The organism is Microbacterium testaceum (assembly GCF_003075375.1).
GTDB lineage: Bacteria > Actinomycetota > Actinomycetes > Actinomycetales > Microbacteriaceae > Microbacterium > Microbacterium testaceum_E.
The window spans coordinates 81,493-100,744 of the sequence record NZ_QDFT01000008.1; the positions used below are offsets into that span (position 1 = coordinate 81,493).

A 19,252-nucleotide genomic window follows, 5' to 3' on the forward strand; every position below is an offset into this window, starting at 1 on the left:
CGGGGGGTGCCGATCGCGCCGCTCGGAAAGTACCGGTGCCAGTAGTACCTAGCCACGCCACCGGGGCCGGCGGACCGGTAGCGATCCCCGTACCCCCGGGCGTTCACAGCCTGCGCATAGCCGCTTTGAATGGTTCGCACGGCTGTCGGAAGGCCGCAGAGGGTGCTGCAGTCGCGGTTCCCCGAGCACCAGGTACAGGAGCATCGCTATGGATCGCGAGGATGTGGGGACGTCCGGGGCATCGCCCGGGCGCTCCGGAACACGGAAGAGGAGCGGACTGTGGTCTCGCTCCCGAATCGGAAGGACGGCGGTCAAGACGGCCGCGGCGGTGGGGGCCGCCTCCTTGAGTCTGTTCGGCGGCGTCACGGCCGCCTCCGCCGCCCCCGGTGACACCTCGAACGCGACCGGGACGTTCCTGGGCGGCTCCATCCTCAGCCTGATCGATCTCGACGCCGTCGCCGAGATCGAGGGCGCGGAGGCGACCAACGACGGTACGCAGCCGACGGTCACCGATTACAACACCCTGGACCTCACGGCCCTCGGCGTCGTCACGATCGAGGTGGACGGCGGCATCCAGATCCCCGTCGACCTCGGCGACCTCGGCGTCGTCGGACAGTACGCGCAAGCGGATCCCGACGGGTCGTCGGTCGGCGCCTCGGGCGCGGTGGGCTCGGGCGGCGTCATCGGCACGGGTGCTCCCGCGACCGGTCCGCTGAACGTCAGCCTCGGCGGGGCGGTCGACGCCCTCGCCGGGTCGTTTGCGGAGGACCTCGTCGCCGAGCTCGGAGATGTGGATCTCACGCTGGATGCCGTCTCCGCCCGCGCCTCTCTTCAGGCGACCGAGGACGGCGAGCCCGAGCTCGTCCGCGACTACACGATCGCCGGCGGTCGACTCGTCATCGAGAGCGCGACCCTCGCTGCCCTCACCGCCGACCTCAACGCCGCGGTCGCCGAGGCGCAGGGCACGGTCGACAACGTCGACACCGGTCTGAACAGCACGCTCGCCGCGCTGCTCGGACCGCTCGGCGGTGCGGTCACGGCGAACCTCACCGTGAACACGACGAGCCTGACCGATGCGATCGCGGATCTTCTGCAGGGCCAGCTCACCTCTCCCGATTACCCCGGGGTGGTCATCGATCTGTCCACGGGCGAGATCATCGTCGATCTCGACGCGATCCAGCCCCTCAACGGCCTCGCTCCTGGAACGAACATCCTCGGGTCCGAGACGGTGGGGAAGATCGGCGACGCCGTCTCCGCGCTCGTCGGAGGCCTCGTCGACGACGTCAACGAGGCTCTCGTCGCCGCCGTCCGTGGACTCAGCGTCACGGGCGGGGCCTCTGTCCGCCTCGGGCTCCTCAACGTCGACGTCCTCGAGGTGAACACCACGGTCGGGGCGATTCTCGACGGTGACACGACCGGCATCGAGCTGCTCGGCATCGGCGCGAACCTCGGAATCGGAGCGCAAGGCCTCATCGACGGGTTGACGACACCCCTCGAGACGCTGCTGACGAACCTCGGGGCGACCGTCGATGCTGTGGCCACCCCGGTGACCACCGTGCTGACACCCGCGTTGGACCAGCTTCTGCCGGAGCTCGTCACCGTGACCGTCAACAACCAGAGCGAGCCCTCGCCGGGCGTGTTCTCGGAGACGGGGGTCATCGTGACGATCCTTCCCGGATCGATCGCGACGACCATCGAGTTGGCCAACGCCACCGTCGGACCGAACGTTCTGGACGCCAACGCCGACGTGACCATCGAGAGCCCGGAAGACGGCACCGCCTTCGTCGTGCCCGACGCGGACGACGTCTCGGACGTCACCATCACCGGCACCGGTGAGCCCCGCGCCGTGATCACCGTCTCGATCGAAGGTCAGGATGACCAGGTCGCCTCGGTCGGCGAGGGCGGTACCTGGACGGTGACCTTCCCCGATCTGCCGGTCGGCGGATACACCGCCACGGCCACGCAGAACGTCGACGGCTCGACCGCCACGGTGGACTTCTCGGTCGTCGATGCGCCCGACGTGGCCATCCTGACCCCCACGCCCGATCAGATCTTCGTGGTCCCCGGTGCGGATGACACGTCCGACGTGGTCGTCACCGGCACCGGCTCGCCGGGATCGGATGTCGAGGTCGTCATCGGCGACGAGACCCAGACCGTCACCGTCACCCCTGAAGGCACCTGGACGGCGACGTTCGAGGACCTGCCGATCGGCGACTACACCGTCGTCGTCACGCAGGAGATCGACGGGTCGACCGACTCGGTCGACTTCTCGATCGCCGAGACGCCGGATGTCGTGATCGAGGAGCCGGCTGACGGCACGCAGATCGCCGTCGGGCAGGAGGACGACGTCACCACGGTGACCGTCTCCGGATCCGGTTCGCCGGGCGCGACCGTGACCGTCGTGCTCGACAACGGCGACACCGAGACCGACGTGGTCGAGGAGGACGGCTCGTGGAGCGTCGACTTCGCCGATCTGCCGATCGGCGAGTACACCGCCACCGCGACACAGGATGTCGACGGCTCCCAGGCGACGGTTGACTTCTCGGTGGTGCTGGCCACGCCGGTGACGATCACCGCACCGGTCGACGGCACCGACTTCCTCGTCGGCGAGCCGGACGCGACCCGGTCGGTCACCGTCTCGGGTACCGGCCAGGCGGGTGCCGAGATCGAGGTCACCCTCTCGAACGGCGACATCGAGACGACGACCGTTCTGCCGACCGGATCGTGGACCGTCACGTTCGCCGAGGTGGGCGTGGGTGAGTTCACCGCGACCGCGGTCCAGGACATCGACGGCTCGAGCGACACCGTGTCGTTCTCGATCAGCGCGCAGGCCGCCGACGCCGATGTGCTCGACATCGACGTCGATGGTGGCGATGCCGATATGGCGGACGCGGACGGTGCTGACGCGGACGGTGCTGATGCGGATGGGCTGGACGTGCTCGACATCGATGCCGATGGTGGCGATGCCGATATGGCGGACGCGGACGGTGCTGACGCGGACGGTGCTGATGCGGATGGTGCTGAAGCGGATGGGCTGGACGTGCTCGACATCGATGCCGATGGTGGCGATGCCGATATGGCGGACGCGGACGGTGCTGACGCGGACGGTGCTGATGCGGATGGTGCTGATGCGGATGGGCTGGACGTGCTCGACATCGATGCCGATGGTGGCGATGCCGATATGGCGGACGCGGATGGTGTTGATGCGGACGGTGCTGATGCGGATGGGCTGGACGTGCTCGACATCGATGCCGACGGTCTGGACGTAGCGGATGCGCTGGATCAGCTGGACATCGCGGATGCGCTGGATCAGCTGGACATCGCGGATGCGCTGGATCAGCTGGACATCGCGGATGCGCTGGATCAGCTGGACATCGCGGATGCGCTGGATCAGCTGGACATCGCGGATGCGCTGGATCAGCTGGACATCGCGGATGCGCTGGACCAGCTCGACATCGATGCGATCGACGCGGACGTGGCCGACGCTGACGCGATGGATGCCGACGCCGACGCTGACGCGATGGACGCCGATGCGGCCGACGCTGACGCGATGGACGCCGATGCGGCCGACGCTGACGCGACGGACGCGGACGTGGCCGACGCTGACGCGGTGGACGTGGCCGACGCTGACGCGACGGACGCCGACGCTGACGCGATGGACGCCGACGCTGACGCGACGGACGCCGACGCTGACGCGATGGACGCCGACGCTGACGCGACGGACGCCGACGCGACCGACAGCGACGCGACCGACGGTGGTGTGACCACCCAGGCGCGCGCCGACGTCGCCCTCACGCAGATCGTCCGGGGAACCGGTGCGACCCAGACCGTGATCCTCACGGGCTTCCAGCCCGGCGAGACGATCTCGGCCACGGTGAACTCCACCCCGTTCGACCTCACTCCGGTGACCGCTGACGCTTCGGGCTCGGCGCGCATGACCTTCGCGGTCGGCGCCGACTTCCGGCTCGGTGGGCACCGCGTGGAAGTCCGCGGCTCGGTCTCGGGTGAACTCCCGACCGAGCGGGAGAACACCGCCTTCACGGTGACGGCCCAACCCGTCCCCGCGGCCGGCGGTGGGGGCAGAGCCCTCCCGGCCACCGGTATGGACCTGAACGGTCCGCTCACCGGCGGCATCGCGGCGGCGTTGATCCTCGCTGGTGCGACTCTGTGGACCCTGCGTCGACGGAGCGCCAGCGGAGAACAGCGCTGACGATGACCACCACGGCGGAGGGCGCCCCCGAAGCGGGGGTGTCGGAGGGGCGTCCCTCCGCCCGGCGGTCGGGCGGGGTCATGGCGGCGGTCGCCGCCGCCATGACCCTCGCCATCGTTCTCGGCTACGCCTTCGTGGCGGTGTCGTTCACCATTCCCTCGAGCCCGACGCGTCCCGCCGTGTCGGACGCCTTCTCCCCCTATTTCTCGCAGCGGTGGAACGTGTTCGCGCCGAACATCATGAAGGTGAACCGCTCCCTCCAGATCCAGGTCCAGTGGCGCGAGGACGGCGAGCTGCAGCGCAGCGAGTGGGTGGACGTGACCGATATCGAGTTCACGTCGGCCCGTGGCATCCCGACTCCCTCGCGGATCTCGAAGAACAGCTTCAACGCCGCGCAGGCCTACCTGACGCGGTATCAGTCGCTGAGCGCCGACCAGCGCGATCGGGTGCGCGACACCTTCATCCGGAGGACGAACGACGGGGCTTTCGCTCCGATGGATCCCGAGGCGCTGCTGGAGGACCTCGACGACCTGGGCGGCAGTCGCTCGGCTTTGGTGGGCTACCTGCGCTACGACTACATGCTGGTGCGTTTCGCGTCGGCGTTCGGCGGCGCCTACTTCGACCGCGACGTCGAACGTGTCCGCTGGCGGATCCAGCACGACCGTCCCAACGACTTCCTGCACCGATTCGATGAGGAACGTCAGAGCGAGCGGTCGTACACCACATTCGGCTGGCGTCAGCCCGCCGTGGCGCCGTCGGACGAGGTCCGCGCCATCTACGACGAGGTCATCGAGAGGTACACGGGGCGATGAGCAAGGTGGCATCCGTCGACGAGGCGCCGCCCGTCGAGAAGTCGCGTCTGCGGGAGCGTCTGGGGCCCGCGGCGTTGTGGGAGCGGCTGCAAGGGTGGCTGACCGGGCGCAAGCACTCCACGATCGGGTTCTCGATCCTGCGGATCCTGTTCGGGATCGCGATACTCATCGTGCTCGTGCCCAGCTACGCGGACCGGCGGTACCTGTGGGGGGCCGGCGCGTGGTGGGTGGAGCCCGAGGCGAGCAGACGCGGGTGGTGGGAGCCGTTGCGCCTGTTGTTCCCGAAAGACAACGCGGTCGTCTTCGAGACCTCCTTCCACGTGCTGCTGCTTCTCGCGGTGCTGTTCCTCGTCGGATTCCAGACCCGGTGGGTGACGCCGGTGCTCCTGGTCTTCTGGGTGGGACTGTCCACGAACAGCACGCTGCTCGGCAACGGCGGTGACACGCTCATGCGCATCGTGCTGCTGTTCGTCGTCTTCGCCGACCTCAGCCGCCATTTCTCGGTCGACGCGTGGATGCGCTCGCGTCGCGGTTCCCGCCCCTCGCGCTTCGCGGCCCGGATGCCGCGCTGGGTGCCGTCGTGGACGGGAACGTGGGCGCACAACACGGTGCTGATCCTGTGCGTGTTCCAGATCCTGCTCGTGTACCTCGTCTCGAGCGTGCTGAAGTTCCAGGGCGAGGAGTGGGTGAACGGCACGGCGATCTATTACGCGCTCAGCATCGACCAGTTCCACGTGATGCCCGCCCTCAGCCAGCTCGCGTGGCAGTCGGCGCCCGTGGTGGCGCTCGCGACATGGACCGCCCTCTGGGTGCAGATGCTCTTCCCGGTGCTGATCCTGTGGAAGCCCACGCGCTACGTCGCGGTCGTGCTCATCACGGGCATGCACCTCGGTATCGCCGTGCTGCTCGGTCTGTGGCCGTTCTCGCTCGCCATGATCGCCCTCGACCTGCTTCTCGTCCGAGACGGCACGTGGCTGCGCGCCGCCGCCCGACTCGGTCGCATCCGTCGGGGGGTGCTCAGCCCCGCCGCGTAGGATTGACGTCCATGTGCGGAATCATCGGTTACGTGGGTCCTCGGCAGAGCCAGGACATCCTTCTCGCGGGGCTGTCGCGTCTGGAATACCGGGGGTACGACTCCGCCGGCATCGCCGTGATCGACGGCGACGGCGAGCTCGGAATGCGCAAGCGCGCGGGCAAGCTCGCGGTGCTGCGCGACGACCTCGAGGCCTCGCCCATGCCGAACGGCACGACCGGCATCGGCCACACCCGGTGGGCGACGCACGGCGGCCCGACCGACGCGAACGCCCACCCGCACCTGGCCGACGACGACAAGCTCGCCGTCATCCACAACGGCATCATCGAGAACTTCGCCGAACTCAAGAGCGAGCTCGTGGGCGAGGGCGTGGCCTTCCGCAGCGAGACCGACACCGAGGTCGCGGCGGCCCTGATCGGTCGTGAGTACGCCCGGACGGGCGACCTCGTCGCCGCCTTCCGCGCCGTCGTGTCGCGACTCGAGGGGGCGTACACGCTCCTCGCCATGCACCAGGACCACCCGGGCCTGGTCGTCGGCGCCCGTCGCAACTCGCCGCTGGTGATCGGCCTGGGCGAGGGTGAGAACTTCCTCGGTTCCGACGTCGCCGCGTTCGTCGAGCACACCCGCAACGCCCTCGCGATCGGGCAGGACGAGATCGTCGCGATCACGCCCGAGGGCGTCGAGGTCACCGACTTCTCGGGTGCTCCCGTCGAGGTCGAGGCGTTCGAGGTGACCTGGGACGCGTCGGCCGCCGAGAAGGGCGGATGGTCGTCGTTCATGGCCAAGGAGGTCTCGGAAGAGCCCGAGGCCGTCGCCAACACGATCCGCGGCCGCATCCACGAGGGTCGCGTCGAGATCCCCGAGCTCGACGGGATGGACGACTTCCTCGCCGACATCGACCGCATCCTGGTGATCGCGTGCGGCACGGCCGCTTACGCCGGCATGGTCGGCAAGTACGCGCTCGAGACGTGGACCCGCGTGCCCGTCGACGTCGAGCTCGCCCACGAGTTCCGCTACCGCGACCCGGTGCTGACCGCGCGCACCCTGGTGGTCTCGATCAGCCAGTCGGGCGAGACCATGGACACCCTGATGGCGGTCAAGTACGCGCGCTCGCGCGGAGCCAAGACGCTGTCGATCTGCAACACGCAGGGCGCGACGATCCCGCGCGAGTCGGACGCGATCGTCTACACCCACGCCGGCCCCGAGGTCGCCGTGGCGTCGACCAAGGCCTTCGTCGCCCAGATCACCGCGCTCTATCTGCTGGCCCTGCACGTGGGCCGCGTGCGCGGCGCGGTCGACCCGGTCGTCGCCGTCGAGGCCGTCACAGAGCTCGAGTCCGTCCCCGGCAAGATCGCCCGCGTGCTCGAGACCGAGCAGGCGCGCATCGAGCAGCTCGCGCACTGGATGGCCGACACCCGCTCGGTGCTGTTCCTGGGCCGAAACGTCGGGTACCCGATCGCGCTCGAGGGGGCTCTCAAGCTCAAGGAGCTGGCGTACATCCACGCCGAGGGCTTCGCCGCGGGCGAGCTCAAGCACGGCCCCATCGCCCTCATCGAGCCCGGCCAGCCGGTGTTCGTCGTCGTGCCCTCGCCCCGCGGCTCGGGCGAGATGCACAAAAAGGTCGTCTCGAACATCGAAGAGATCCGCGCCCGCGGCGCCCGCGTGATCGCGATCGCCGAAGAGGGCGACGTCGCCGTCCTCCCCGCCGCCGACGAGGTGCTGCGCATCCCGCTGGCCGCACCCCTGTTCGAGCCGCTGCTGGCCGTCGTTCCGCTGCACATCTTCGCGATGGGCCTGGCCGAGGCGAAGGGTCTCGACGTCGACCAGCCGCGCAACCTCGCGAAGTCGGTGACGGTCGAGTAAGCGCATGGCGTTTCTGACGGGGTCGGATGCCACGGCATCCGGCCCCGTCGTCGTCCGTGACGCGGGCCGTCGATGTCGGTGCGCACGGGCAGAATGAAGGGGATGCCAGAGGAGGGCCCATGATCGTCGGGATCGGCGTCGACCTGGTCGACGTTCCGCGGTTCGAGCAGCACCTCGCCCGCACGCCGCGCCTGCTGCCGCGGCTGTTCGCTCCGGGGGAGCGGGTGCTCAAGCCCCGCTCGCTGGCGGCCCGTTACGCGGCGAAAGAAGCGCTGATCAAGGCCCTCGGCGGGTCGGACGGCGTGCACTGGACCGACATCGAGGTCACCACCGAGCCCTCGGGCCGGCCCGCTTTCGCCCTGAGCGGAGAGACCGCGACGACGGTGGCCGCGCGCGGCATCACCGACCTGCACCTGTCGATGTCGCACGACGCGGGCCTGGCCACGGCGTACGTCATCGCCGAGGCGCAGGTGCCATCGGCATCCGTCCCGACCCGAGAGGACCCCGCATGAGGATGGCATCCGGAGTACTGCGCGAAGCGATCGTCGACGTCGACGCGATCGCCGAGAACGTCCGGCACCTGCGCCGGTTGACCGCGTCCGAGGTCATCGCCGTCGTCAAGGCCGACGGCTACGGGCACGGAGCCCATCGCGCCGCGGTCGCCGCCCTGCGGGGCGGGGCGGCGCGGATCGGCGTGTCGGACATCGACGAGGCGCTCGCGCTGCGACGTCAGGGCATCCGGGCGCCGCTGTTCGCCTGGCTGCACGCCCCCGGCGCCTCGTTCGCCGAGGCCGTGCACCACGACATCGAGCTCGGGATCTCGGACCTCGACCAGCTGCTGCGCGCGGGAGCGGCCGCCGAGGGCGACCGACCCGCCGCGGTGCACCTCAAGATCGAGACGGGCCTGTCGCGCAACGGCATCGCCCCCGCCGACTGGCGCCAGGTGTTCTCGGAGGCGGCGCGGCTGGAGCGCATCGGGCGCGTGCGCGTGGTCGGACTGTTCTCGCACCTGTCCAACACGAGCCCCGACGACGATCGCGCGGCGCTGGCGCGTTTCGAAGAGGGCGTCGTCATCGCCGCAGCGGCCGGGCTCACCCCGCCGCTGCGCCACATCGCCGCGACGAACGCCGCGATCGCGCTGCCCGAGGCGCGCCTGGGCTGCGTGCGCATCGGCATCGGTCTGTACGGCGTCTCGCCCTTCGACGACCGATCCGCCGCCGACCTGGGGCTGCGACCGGCGATGACCCTGCGCGGCGCCGTCGCGGCCGTGCGTCGCGTACCGGCCGGAACGGGGGTGTCGTACGGCTACGCCTACCGCACGGGCAGCGACACGACGCTCGCGCTCATCCCCCTGGGCTACGCCGACGGGGTGCCCCGCCAGGCGTCCGGCCGCGGTCCGGTGTCGATCAACGGCCGTCGCTTCACCGTCGCCGGGCGGATCGCGATGGATCAGTTCGTGGTCGACGTGGGCGATCACCCCGTCGCGGTGGGCGACGAGGCCGTCCTCTTCGGCGATCCGACGTTGGGCGTGCCGTCGGCACGCGACTGGGCGGATGCCGCCGACACCATCGACTACGAGATCGTCACTCGCGTGGGTGCGCGCGTGCCCCGGCGAGAGGGGGGAGCATGAGCGTTCCCGACGACCTGCTCGGAGAGCGCGTCATCGACGGCCCGGGCGACATGGAAGAACTCGGTCGCCTCATCGGCGCGGCGCTCGCCCCCGGTGACGTCGTGGTGCTGACCGGACCGCTCGGCGCCGGAAAGACGACCCTGACCCGCGGGATCGGAGAGGGACTCGGCATCCGCGGGCCCGTCCAGAGTCCCACGTTCGTCATCGCGCGCACGCACCCCTCGCTCGTCGGGGGGACGCCGCTCGTCCACGTCGACGCCTACCGCCTCGGCGCGGCGGTCGAGCTGGACGACCTCGACATCGACGTCTCCGGGTCGGCGGTCATCGTCGAGTGGGGGCGCGGGGTCGCCGAACACCTCGCCGACAGCTGGTGGGAGATCGAGATCTCGCGTCAGACCGGGGGGCGCGGGGTCGACAACGCGTGCGGCGAGATCGCGGTGCACACCGTCGAGCTCGACGCCGACGCCCCGCGCACGGTCACGATCTCGCGTCGTCCCTGAACCGGCGGCCACTGCGCGGTCGGCTCCGGGCGTCCTGCCCGGCCCGCGCCGGGGCGCGGTGGGCAGCCCAGACCTCGCGCAGGGCGCGCAGGGCCGCCTCGGGCTGTTCGACGTGGGCGAAGTGCCCGCTGTCGGCGAGCACCCGGTCGTCGTAGTCGTGCATCAGACGCGTCCACTCGCGAGCGTCGCTGGCCGCCACGAAGACGTCGTGCTCTCCGCGCACCGAGCGCACCGGGCAGGCGATGCGGCGCCAGACCCCGTCGTCGTGCGAGCGCGCGGCCTTCGCCGCGGCGAGGAATGCCGAGGGGCGGATCTCGTCGGCGAGCGCGTCGGTCACCGACCGGTCGACGCCGTCGGGGTGGCGGAACAGGGGGCGCGCGAGTGCGTGCAACGCGCCCACGCGCCGCAGCGTCCGCAGCAGGGGACGAGCCACGGGCCCGAGCGCCTGCAGGATGCGCATCGCCCACACCATGCCCGCCAGCCACGGCAGGCGCAGCCCGCCGGCGACCGGGCGTCGGGTGACCGCGCGCGCTCCGGCTCCGCTGGGCGAGACGACGCCGACGGCGACGGTTTCGCGGGGGAACCGCGCTGCCACATCGAGCGCGATCACGCCGCCGAGGGAGTGACCCACGATCCGCCACCGCGGATACCCCAGAGCCCGGGCGACGGCCGCGATCGCCACCGCGAGATCGGCGGGATCGGGAACGGGTCCGGGCGTCTCGCCCCAGCCCGGCAGGTCGATCGCGACGATGTCCGACAGCGGGAGCCGCAGTCGGTCCGACGCCGCGATCAGCTGCTGCCACGTCCGCCACGACCCGGCGGCCCCGTGCAGCATGACCGTCGCCACGGGACTGCCCGACGCCCGGCCCGCACGCACGACGATCGGCCCCACCCCCGTGGGCACGACGACGCGGCGCAGGCCGAGGTCGGTGGCATCCATGCCTCTTGTTCGGAGCGGAGGGGGTGGACGGATGCCGTGTCGGGGCGCCGACTACCCTGGAAACGTGATCATCGGCATCGACACCTCGCTCGGCACCGCCGTCGCGGCGATCGCGCGCGACGGAGAGGTGCTCGCGGACGAGCAGAGCTCCCACCCGCTCGGCCACGCCGAGGTCATCGGCGACCTGCTGCGCCGCGCCTCGGCCGTCGCCCCGACGCCCACGCACGTCGCGATCGGCATGGGACCGGGGCCGTTCACCGGGCTCCGCGTGGGCATCGCGACGGCGCGCGTGTACGCGCTCGGACGGGGCGTCCCCGCGGTGCCCGTGCCCAGCCACGACGGCGTGGCCCTGGGGCTGCTGCTGTCGGACGCCGTGATCGGCGCCGAGACGGGACGCTTCGCCGTCGTCACCGACGCGCGACGCCGGGAGTTCGCGTTCAGCGTCTACGAGGGCATCGACGACGACGGGCTGCCGATCCGCGTGACCGACGCCGCGCTCAGCCCCCGCGACGACCTCGACGCGACCCTCGAGGCGGTGGGTGCCCGCCGCTACGACGCGACGAGCGTGTCGGCGGCGATGATCGCGCTCGCCGCCGCTCGGGCGCTCGACGCCGGCCGCACCCTCGCGGGCACCGAGCCGCTGTACCTGCGCAGCCCCGACGTCGTCGCGGCGCACGCCCCGAAGCGGGTCAGCTGATGACCACGCGCGCCGCGACCCCCGCCGACCTCGACGCCATCATGGCCCTCGAGCACGCCTCGTTCCCCACCGACGCCTGGAGCCCCGCGATGATGCGCGAGGAGCTCTCGTCGCCGCACGGCTTCTACGTCGTGGTCGAAGAGGCCGGGCGTCTCGTCGGCTACGCGGGTCTGCGCGCGGTGCGCGGGGCGCGGGATGCCGACATCCAGACGATCACGATCTCGGAGTCCGCGCGCGGGCGCGGGCGCGGACGGGCGCTGCTGGGCACCCTGCTCGACGAGGCCGTGGGTCGCGGCGTGCACGACGTCTTCCTCGAGGTGCGCGCCGACAACCCCGTCGCCCAGGCGCTCTACGCGTCCGAGGGCTTCGCCGAGGTGGGGCGCCGTCCCCGCTACTACCAGCCCGACGACGTCGACGCGATCGTGATGCAGCTCGACCTGCGCGGGTGGGTCGCCCGGCGGGGCGACGCCGCGACCGGCGATGACGCGCGCGGACCGATACCCGCTGATCCGACCGACGGAAAGGGATGGTGCTGATGGACGCGCCCCTCGTGCTGGGTATCGAGACCAGCTGCGACGAGACCGGCATCGGCATCGTTCGTGGACGCCGGCTGCTGAGCAACACCATCGCCTCGAGCATGGACGAGCACGCCCGCTACGGCGGCGTCGTCCCCGAGGTCGCCGCGCGCGCCCACCTCGAGGCGCTGCAGCCCTCGATCGACGCGGCACTGGCCGAGGCGGGCGTCACACTCGCCGATCTCGATGCGGTCGCGGTGACCAGCGGCCCGGGGCTCGCGGGGGCCCTCATGGTCGGCGTCGGCGCGGCCAAGGGCCTCGCCGTGGCGCTCGACAAGCCGCTCTACGCCGTCAATCACCTCGTGGGCCACATCGCGGCCGACATCCTGGATGCCGACGCCGGAGAGCTCGAATACCCCACGGTCGCCCTGCTGGTCAGCGGGGGCCACACCTCTCTGCTGCTCGTGCGCGACCTGACCAGCGACGTCGAACTGCTCGGCGAGACGATGGACGACGCCGCCGGCGAAGCGTTCGACAAGGTCGCACGACTGCTCGGGCTGCCGTATCCCGGCGGGCCCGAGATCGACCGCGCGGCCGCCGAGGGCGACCCCACGGCGATCCGCTTCCCGCGGGGGCTGTCGCGGGCGTCGGACATGGCATCCCACCGCTACGACTTCTCGTTCTCGGGGCTGAAGACGGCCGTGGCCCGGTGGGTCGAACAGCACGAGGCCACAGCACAGCCCGTGCCGGTCGCCGACGTCGCGGCGTCGTTCCGCGAGGCGGTCGTCGACGTCCTCGTGACGAAGGCCCTCGACGCGTGCGCGCGCTACGGGGTGCCGCGGCTGCTGCTCGGCGGCGGCGTCATCGCGAACAAGCGCCTTCGCGACGTCGCACTCGAGAGGGCCGAGGCGGCCGGTGTCGCCGTGCGCATCCCCCCGCTACGGTTGTGCACCGACAACGGGGCGATGATCGCCGCGCTCGCGGCCGAACTCATCTCGTCGGGCCGGCGGCCGTCGACGCTCGCGTTCGGCGCCGACTCGACGCTGCCGGTCACCGAGATCCAGGTGGCCGAGGACGGGGATGCCGAGGCTCCTCGACCGCGCTCCGGCGGCGCCGCGTGAGCGAGCCGCTGCCGACGCGACGCACGCGCAAAGAGGCGGCGACGCCCCCGGTGCCCACCCTTCCGGCTGCGGAGGCCGCAGCTCTCGCCGCCGCGCTGCCCGAGGCGCCGACTTCAGCCGACGCGTCCGACCCCGAACGCCTGCCGACCGCGCAGCTCGAGATGGCCGCGTTCGGCGACCACGTCATCCCCTACGTGCCGCCCGCGCCCCCGCCCCCGCGGTCGTTCGCTCCCTGGGCGCTCGCCGCGGCGATCATCGCCCTGCTGGCGGCCCTGTTCACCGGGTGGCTGGTGCCGCTCGGCGTGGTCGCCGCGGTGCTCGCGCTGGTCTCGCTGCGCCGGCCCCGCGACAATCGCACACTCGCCGGGTGGGCTCTCGCCCTCGCGCTGCTGTCGGTGGCGTTCAGTGCCGGATGGCTGATCTGGGGTTTCTCGCAGCTCGCGGTCGTCTAGCCCCCGTCAGACGCGGTCGGCCAGCAGAGCGAGGCGCTTCGATCCCACGCGGGTGAGCAGGAGCGTCGCGGACTCGTCACCGCGCAGCGACAGCTTCTTGCGCAGCACTGCCGGGTCGACGTCGACGCCGCGCTTCTTGATCTCGAGCGTGCCGATGCCGCGTGCACGCAGCGCCTGGGCGAGCTTCTTGGGGTCGGCGGGCAGCTGCTCGCGCACCCGGAACGACGACACGAACGGGCTCGTCATCGCCGCGTCCGAGGTGAGGTAGGCGATCCCGGGGCTGAGCATGCCGGCATTCAGCGCCCTCGCGACCTCTCCGATCAGCCGGGCGCGGATGACGGCCCCGTCGGGTTCGTGCACGAATGCGCCGAGCTCGCGCGGCTCGGCGTCGGGGGTATCGGCCGGGGCGGTGAGCTCCCACGCCTCGCCGCCGCGCACGACGAGCGCCGCGCGGCGGACCGCCTCGCGCGCGAGCGCCCCCGACCACAGCACCAGCTCGATCGTCGACCCGTCGGCACTGATCCACTGGGCCTCGACGTCATCGGGGATCTGCGTGCGGTCGAAGCCCGGCCCGAGCTTCACGCCGCCGGGCACGCGGGAGATCAGGTCGAACACCCACTCGAGCGACGGGGACCACTCGTTCGAGGCCACCTGCCGCGTCTCGGAGTGACCGGCCGTGCGGCGCGCGGGGTCGAGCCAGACGGCATCCATTCCGCTCAGATCCACCTCTTCGGCGCGCGCGTGCTGCACGGTCGCCGCGTCGGCGAAGGGAGCGAGGTTGTACGCCGCGATGGCGGCGGTCACCTCGTCGGCGTCGACCGCGTGCACCCGGATGCCGAGCCCGGCCAGGCCCAGGGCGTCGCCGCCGATGCCGCAGCCGAGGTCGGCGACCCTTCCGATCCCGGCGTCGCGGAAGCGTCCCGCGTGACGTGCGGCGATCGGCAGGCGCGTCGCCTGCTCGAGGCCCGCGCGGGTGAAGAGCATGCGATCGGCGAACGCGCCGAACTTCGACGCCGCCCGGACGCGCAGGCGCGCCTGCCCCACCACGGCCGAGACGAGCGCGGGGGAGTGGCCCGCCGCGCGCAGCCGCGACACGACGCGGGCCGCGTCGTCGGTGGACTCGATGGGTCCCACGTCGTCGAGCAGGCGCAGCCCCTCGGGGGTCAGCAGGGCGGTGAGCTCGGCGGTGTCCACCCGTCCAGCCTAGGTGGGAGGGGATGCCGTGCCCCGGCGTCGGGGGGACGGCATCCACCCCCCTGCCGGGGGAACGGAACCCCGTACCTCCCCCCTCCCCCCGGACGAAACCCCGGGGTACCCCGAAAGCGATACCGGGGGTCCCCCCGATGTCGGAAACGCGGGCCGTTCCTAATCTCGGAACTACGAACAGCACCTGCGGGCCGCGGCCCGAGAAATGGGATGGGAAAAATGCCTACCACTGGCGACATCAACAACTCGCTCAACACGGTCATCGCGGACTCGCTCAACGAGGTCAACGAGGACAACTCGGTCAACACCGACCTGAGCGCCGAGGACTCCTTCAACGAGACCACCAACGAGACGGTCACCAACGAGTCGACCGTCGACGTCGACGGCTCGTTCAACGAGGACTCCAACAACGAGTCCACCGTCATCACCGACTCGGGCAACGACAACTCGGACAACTCCGACAACTCGGTCGACCTGGACTGGACCGAGGGCTCGTACAACGAGTACACCGACGCCTCCGAGACCGACAACTCGATCAACGCGGGTGTGCGCGAGTACAACACGGGCTTCGGCGCGTGGGGCGGCGCCTCGGCTGCCGAGTCCGGCGCTGCCGGCTCGGGCCACACCGAGATCTGGAGCAACTCCACCATCCTCGACCAGTCGGTCAACCAGAACATCGCCGCCGACGGCGCCGTGGGCCAGGCCTTCGGCAACTCGGCCGTCGCGGCCTCGGGCGAGGGCTCGATCGCGGCCGGCGGCGACGTCGACTGGAGCTACGACGTCGACCAGTCGACCAACATCATCGCCGGTGGCGACATCAACATCGGCAACGAGACCACGGTCACCACGGTCGTCGACTCGTACAACGAGTACAACCTCGACTACTCGTACACCGACGAGTCCACCGTGATCGACGTCACCGACTCGTTCAACGACTTCTCGGAGAACTACTCGGCCGACGGCTCGTTCAACACCTCCGAGGTGTTCGACAGCGAGACCACGATCGACATCGACTACACCGAGGTCGTCGACAGCTTCAACACGGCCGACCTCAACCTGCCCCTGGCCTGAGCCTCTTCAAGAAATAAGGAACGAACATCATGGTGTGGAACATCGGTGACGTGGACGACTCGGGCAACGAGGGCTGGGTCAACGTCGGCAACCAGTCGACGACGAACAACAGCAACAACCTGGCCGTCGACCTGAACAACGTCGGCAACGTCGACAACACGTTCGAAGAGACCAACACGTCCGACACGACCGTCGTCGACTCCGGCAACGTCGGTTCGGGCAACACGGACTGGGACATCGACGGCTCGTACAACGACAACTCCGACAACTCGGACAACTCGGTGGACGCGGTGGTCACGATCGACTCGAACAACACCTACCTGGACGAGTCCTTCGAGGACAACTCGACCAACGCCGGTGTCCGTGCGTACAACACGGGCTTCGAGGGCTTCGGCGGCTTCGGCGGCGGCGACGCCTCGATCTACAGCCAGGCCACGATCCTCGACCAGTCGGTCAACCAGAACATCCTCGGTGGCGACGTCACCCAGGGCTTCGCCAACAGCGCCGTCTCGGCGTCGGGCGAGGGTTCGGTCGCCGCGGGTGGCGATGTCTCGATCTCGCGTTCGCTGGACGCGTCGACGAACTTCGACGCCGAGGGCGACATCAACATCAACAACACCACCGAGCTGACCTCGTACGACAACGTGGGCAACACGACCGACATCTCGGTCGACCTCACCGACGCGTCGCAGGACTGGACGATCGACAACTCGTACAACGACGCGTCGACGAACGTCGACCTGACGGACTCGTTCAACGACGACTTCAGCTCGACCGAGTCGGAGGACTGGACCATCAACGCCGACGTCATCTGGGGTTCCGGCAACTCCGAGGTCGTCGACGTGCAGCTGCCCGACGACATCGAGGACTGAGAGATCATCCGTAACGATCTCAGCGTCTGAACGGTAGCCCTGGGCGGGATTCCCCGCCCGGGGCTATCGTCGTCCCCAGAACCCTTCGACGCCGAAGAGGCGTCGGCATCTACCGAGAGGTGCCCTGCGTGTCCGCACCGGCCCAGCCCACCACGTCCCCCGCCGCTCCCGCCGACGCGAAGAACCCGCCGCCGTCGCCCGCCGAGCTGGCCGCCCTGGTGGAGCGCGCGCGCCGGTTCTCGGCGGCCGTGGGCCGCGAGGACCTCGCCGAGAAGCTGGGCAACACCCGGTCGCGCCTGCAGGACCCGCACGTGCGGGTCGTCATCGTCGGTCAGTTCAAGCAGGGCAAGAGCAAGCTGGTCAACGCCCTCATCAACGCTCCCGCGTGCGCCGTCGACGACGACATCGCCACGTCGGTCCCCACCTCGGTCGGTTACGCCGAAGAGCCCTCCGCCACGGTGCTGGTGCGCCGCGAGAGCGGAGAGGCGCATGAGATCCGCCGCGTCGACATCCCCTTCGAGCGCCTCTCGGACTACGTCACCGCCCGCGCGGAGGACGAGCAGGAGGGCGACGTCGTCGGCGCCGAGGTGCTGCTTCCCCGGGAGATCCTCAAGGGGGGTCTGCGCATCGTCGACTCGCCCGGCGTCGGAGGACTCGAGTCCACCCGGTCGCTCGCGACGCTCGCGGCACTGACGACCGCGCACGCGGTGCTGCTCGTCTCGGACGCCTCGCAGGAGTACACCGAGCCCGAGATCCAGTTCCTGCGCCACGCGATGCGCATCTCGCCGAACGTGGCCGCGGTGCTGTCCAAGACCGACCTGTACCCGCAGTGGCGCGACATCCAGCGCGTCGACGAAAAGCACCTGAACGAACTGGGCGTCGACATCGACGACGTGCCCGTGTTCGCCGTCTCGAGCGACCTGCGTCTGCTCGCCGCCGAGCAGCAGGATCGCGAACTCAACGACGAGTCCGGGTTCCCCGAGCTCGTCGCGCACCTGCGCCGCGATGTGCTGGGCAAGGCCGAGGAGATCAACCGCAAGGGCGCGGTGCACGACCTCATGACGGTGGCCGATCAGCTGTCGCTGACCGTCAAGACCGAGCTGAACGCCCTCGAGCACCCCGAGGACACGCCGGGCATGATCGCTCGACTCGAGGATGCCAAGGCCAAGGCCGACGACTTCCGCAGCCGCACGAGCCGGTGGCAGGTGACGCTGTCCGACGGCATCGCCGACCTCATCTCGGACACCGAGCACGACCTGCGCGACCGCCTGCGCAAGGTGCAGCGCGAGGGCGAGGCCGCGATCGACGAGGGCGACCCGGGCCCCATCTGGGACCAGATCGCCGAGTGGGTCGACCAGCGCGTGAACGCCGCCGTGTCCGAGACGTTCGTCTGGACCAACGAGCGCTCGCAGTGGCTCGCCGAGCAGGTGGTCGACGAGTTCCGCATGGGCGAGGAGTCCATCCCGCTGATCGACGTCGCCGGCACCGACGGCCTGCTCGACCCGGTCGAGGAGCTGCAGCACCTCGACGACGGCAAGATGGGCGCGGCCGAGAAGATCTACATCGGTGTCCGCGGCTCGTACGGCGGTGTGCTGATGGTCGGTCTCGCGACCAGCATCGTCGGGCTCTCGCTGATCAACCCGCTGTCGCTCCTCGCCGGCGTGCTGGTGGGGCGCCGCGCGTTCCGCGAGGACATGTCGTCGCGTCTGCTGCGCCGTCAGAACGAGGCGAAGAACCTGCTGCGCCGCCACATCGAGGACACCGTCTTCCAGGTCGGCAAGCAGCTCAAGGACCGCCTGCGCATCGTGCAGCGCACGGCGCGCGACCACTTCGGCTCGATCGCCGACGAGCTGCACCGCTCGCTCAGCGACTCGGTCCTCGTCGCCAAGCAGGCCGCGGCGAGCTACACCGCCGACCGCGACAAGCGCATCCAGCAGCTGCACGCGCAGCTGCGCGACATCGAGGCGCTGCGCGGCCGCATCCCCGCTGCCGAGCTCTCGTCGGGCCGCCCCGCGCGCGCGGCGGTCACCCGATGAGCGCGGGTCTTCCCGAGGTCGCCCGCATCGTCGACGACGCCCTGGGCGTGTACGCCGACGACGCGGCTGCCGTCGAGGTGCTCGAGTCGTTCCGCGCGCGCCTGCGCGAGCCCCTGCGGCTCGCCGTGGCCGGCATCGTCAAGGCCGGCAAGTCGACGCTGCTGAACGCCCTGATCGGCGAACGCATCGCCCCCACCGACGCGGGGGAGTGCACCCGCACGATCACCTGGTACCGCTACGGCTCGACCGCCCGCGTCGACCTGCGGCTGCACGACGGGCGGCGCAKCYGTAGCG

General features: G+C 70.6%; 17 protein-coding genes. 15 read left to right on the forward strand and 2 right to left on the reverse strand.

The features are described from left to right. The first annotated feature begins 343 nt into the window (after positions 1-343). The 7 genes from DC432_RS05235 (at position 344) to tsaE (ending at position 10,048) form a co-directional block, all read left to right on the forward strand. On the forward strand, positions 344-4,210 hold the full coding sequence (locus DC432_RS05235; RefSeq protein ID WP_165801187.1) for a choice-of-anchor G family protein: 3,867 nt from the start codon (positions 344-346) through the stop codon (positions 4,208-4,210). Between the two features lie 2 nt (positions 4,211-4,212). After that, positions 4,213-5,022, forward strand: coding sequence for a DUF5819 family protein (locus tag DC432_RS05240; protein ID WP_116536967.1), 810 nt, complete (start codon positions 4,213-4,215; stop codon positions 5,020-5,022). A 5-nt stretch (positions 5,023-5,027) separates the two neighbouring features. Further along, positions 5,028-6,056, forward strand: a complete 1,029-nt coding sequence (locus DC432_RS05245; protein ID WP_165801188.1) for an HTTM domain-containing protein — start codon at positions 5,028-5,030, stop codon at positions 6,054-6,056. Positions 6,057-6,067: 11 nt separating this feature from the next. Next, entirely contained in the window at positions 6,068-7,918 is a 1,851-nt protein-coding gene (gene glmS, locus DC432_RS05250; RefSeq protein ID WP_116536969.1) for a glutamine--fructose-6-phosphate transaminase (isomerizing), read from the forward strand. Positions 7,919-8,037: 119 nt separating this feature from the next. Continuing rightward, a complete protein-coding gene (locus DC432_RS05255) occupies positions 8,038-8,430 on the forward strand; it encodes a holo-ACP synthase (protein WP_116536970.1) in 393 nt (130 codons plus the stop codon). Then, positions 8,427-9,548, forward strand: coding sequence for an alanine racemase (gene alr / locus DC432_RS05260; RefSeq protein ID WP_207770750.1), 1,122 nt, complete (start codon positions 8,427-8,429; stop codon positions 9,546-9,548). Before DC432_RS05255 ends, alr begins: the two co-directional genes overlap by 4 nt. After that, positions 9,545-10,048: a tRNA (adenosine(37)-N6)-threonylcarbamoyltransferase complex ATPase subunit type 1 TsaE gene (tsaE, locus tag DC432_RS05265; protein WP_116536972.1), complete on the forward strand. Its 504-nt coding sequence runs from the start codon at positions 9,545-9,547 to the stop codon at positions 10,046-10,048. The genes alr and tsaE overlap by 4 nt, the downstream gene beginning before the upstream one ends. Here the strand turns inward: tsaE and DC432_RS05270 are convergent. Continuing rightward, a complete protein-coding gene (locus tag DC432_RS05270; protein WP_116536973.1) occupies positions 10,026-10,988 on the reverse strand; it encodes an alpha/beta fold hydrolase in 963 nt (320 codons plus the stop codon). The two genes, tsaE and DC432_RS05270, sit on opposite strands and share 23 nt — an antisense overlap. A gap of 64 nt (positions 10,989-11,052) precedes the next feature. Here DC432_RS05270 and tsaB point away from each other — a divergent pair, with 64 nt between their 5' ends. From tsaB to DC432_RS05290, 4 genes are read left to right on the forward strand one after another with little or no spacing between them, the layout of a single operon-like run. Continuing rightward, positions 11,053-11,685, forward strand: a complete 633-nt coding sequence (gene tsaB, locus DC432_RS05275) for a tRNA (adenosine(37)-N6)-threonylcarbamoyltransferase complex dimerization subunit type 1 TsaB (protein WP_116536974.1) — start codon at positions 11,053-11,055, stop codon at positions 11,683-11,685. After that, entirely contained in the window at positions 11,685-12,221 is a 537-nt protein-coding gene (gene rimI, locus DC432_RS05280) for a ribosomal protein S18-alanine N-acetyltransferase (RefSeq protein WP_116536975.1), read from the forward strand. Before tsaB ends, rimI begins: the two co-directional genes overlap by 1 nt. After that, positions 12,221-13,321 (forward strand): tRNA (adenosine(37)-N6)-threonylcarbamoyltransferase complex transferase subunit TsaD, encoded by a 1,101-nt coding sequence (gene tsaD / locus DC432_RS05285; protein ID WP_207770752.1) that lies wholly within the window; start codon positions 12,221-12,223, stop codon positions 13,319-13,321. The genes rimI and tsaD overlap by 1 nt, the downstream gene beginning before the upstream one ends. Continuing rightward, on the forward strand, positions 13,318-13,773 hold the full coding sequence (locus DC432_RS05290; RefSeq protein ID WP_116536976.1) for a hypothetical protein: 456 nt from the start codon (positions 13,318-13,320) through the stop codon (positions 13,771-13,773). Before tsaD ends, DC432_RS05290 begins: the two co-directional genes overlap by 4 nt. 6 nt (positions 13,774-13,779) lie before the next feature. Here DC432_RS05290 and DC432_RS05295 read toward each other — a convergent pair whose 3' ends face one another. Then, positions 13,780-14,967, reverse strand: coding sequence for a THUMP-like domain-containing protein (locus DC432_RS05295; protein ID WP_116536977.1), 1,188 nt, complete (start codon positions 14,965-14,967; stop codon positions 13,780-13,782). 231 nt (positions 14,968-15,198) lie between these two features. Between DC432_RS05295 and DC432_RS05300 the strand changes: the two genes are divergently transcribed. The 4 genes from DC432_RS05300 to DC432_RS05315 form a co-directional block, all read left to right on the forward strand. Next, positions 15,199-16,050 carry a hypothetical protein gene (locus DC432_RS05300; protein WP_116536978.1) on the forward strand — a complete coding sequence of 284 codons (852 nt, stop codon included), beginning with the start codon at positions 15,199-15,201 and terminating at the stop codon, positions 16,048-16,050. Positions 16,051-16,079: 29 nt separating this feature from the next. Beyond that, positions 16,080-16,922: a hypothetical protein gene (locus DC432_RS05305; RefSeq protein WP_116536979.1), complete on the forward strand. Its 843-nt coding sequence runs from the start codon at positions 16,080-16,082 to the stop codon at positions 16,920-16,922. 128 nt (positions 16,923-17,050) lie between these two features. Further along, a complete protein-coding gene (locus DC432_RS05310; protein WP_243393035.1) occupies positions 17,051-18,958 on the forward strand; it encodes a dynamin family protein in 1,908 nt (635 codons plus the stop codon). After that, positions 18,955-19,252, forward strand: a 298-nt coding sequence (locus DC432_RS05315; protein WP_207770753.1) for a dynamin family protein, incomplete at its 3' end; no start/stop codon positions are given. The genes DC432_RS05310 and DC432_RS05315, both read left to right, overlap by 4 nt.

Bases quoted from the DNA above. Each gene is read 5' to 3' on its own strand.
- tsaE (WP_116536972.1), top strand. From the start codon at position 9,545: ATGAGCGTTCCCGACGACCTGCTCGGAGAGCGCGTCATCGACGGCCCG.
- glmS (WP_116536969.1), top strand. From the start codon at position 6,068: ATGTGCGGAATCATCGGTTACGTGGGTCCTCGGCAGAGCCAGGACATC.
- alr (WP_207770750.1), top strand. From the start codon at position 8,427: ATGAGGATGGCATCCGGAGTACTGCGCGAAGCGATCGTCGACGTCGAC.
- DC432_RS05305 (WP_116536979.1), top strand. From the start codon at position 16,080: ATGGTGTGGAACATCGGTGACGTGGACGACTCGGGCAACGAGGGCTGG.
- DC432_RS05300 (WP_116536978.1), top strand. From the start codon at position 15,199: ATGCCTACCACTGGCGACATCAACAACTCGCTCAACACGGTCATCGCG.
- rimI (WP_116536975.1), top strand. From the start codon at position 11,685: ATGACCACGCGCGCCGCGACCCCCGCCGACCTCGACGCCATCATGGCC.
- DC432_RS05240 (WP_116536967.1), top strand. From the start codon at position 4,213: ATGACCACCACGGCGGAGGGCGCCCCCGAAGCGGGGGTGTCGGAGGGG.
- DC432_RS05255 (WP_116536970.1), top strand. From the start codon at position 8,038: ATGATCGTCGGGATCGGCGTCGACCTGGTCGACGTTCCGCGGTTCGAG.
- tsaD (WP_207770752.1), top strand. From the start codon at position 12,221: ATGGACGCGCCCCTCGTGCTGGGTATCGAGACCAGCTGCGACGAGACC.
- DC432_RS05270 (WP_116536973.1), bottom strand. From the start codon at position 10,988: ATGGATGCCACCGACCTCGGCCTGCGCCGCGTCGTCGTGCCCACGGGG.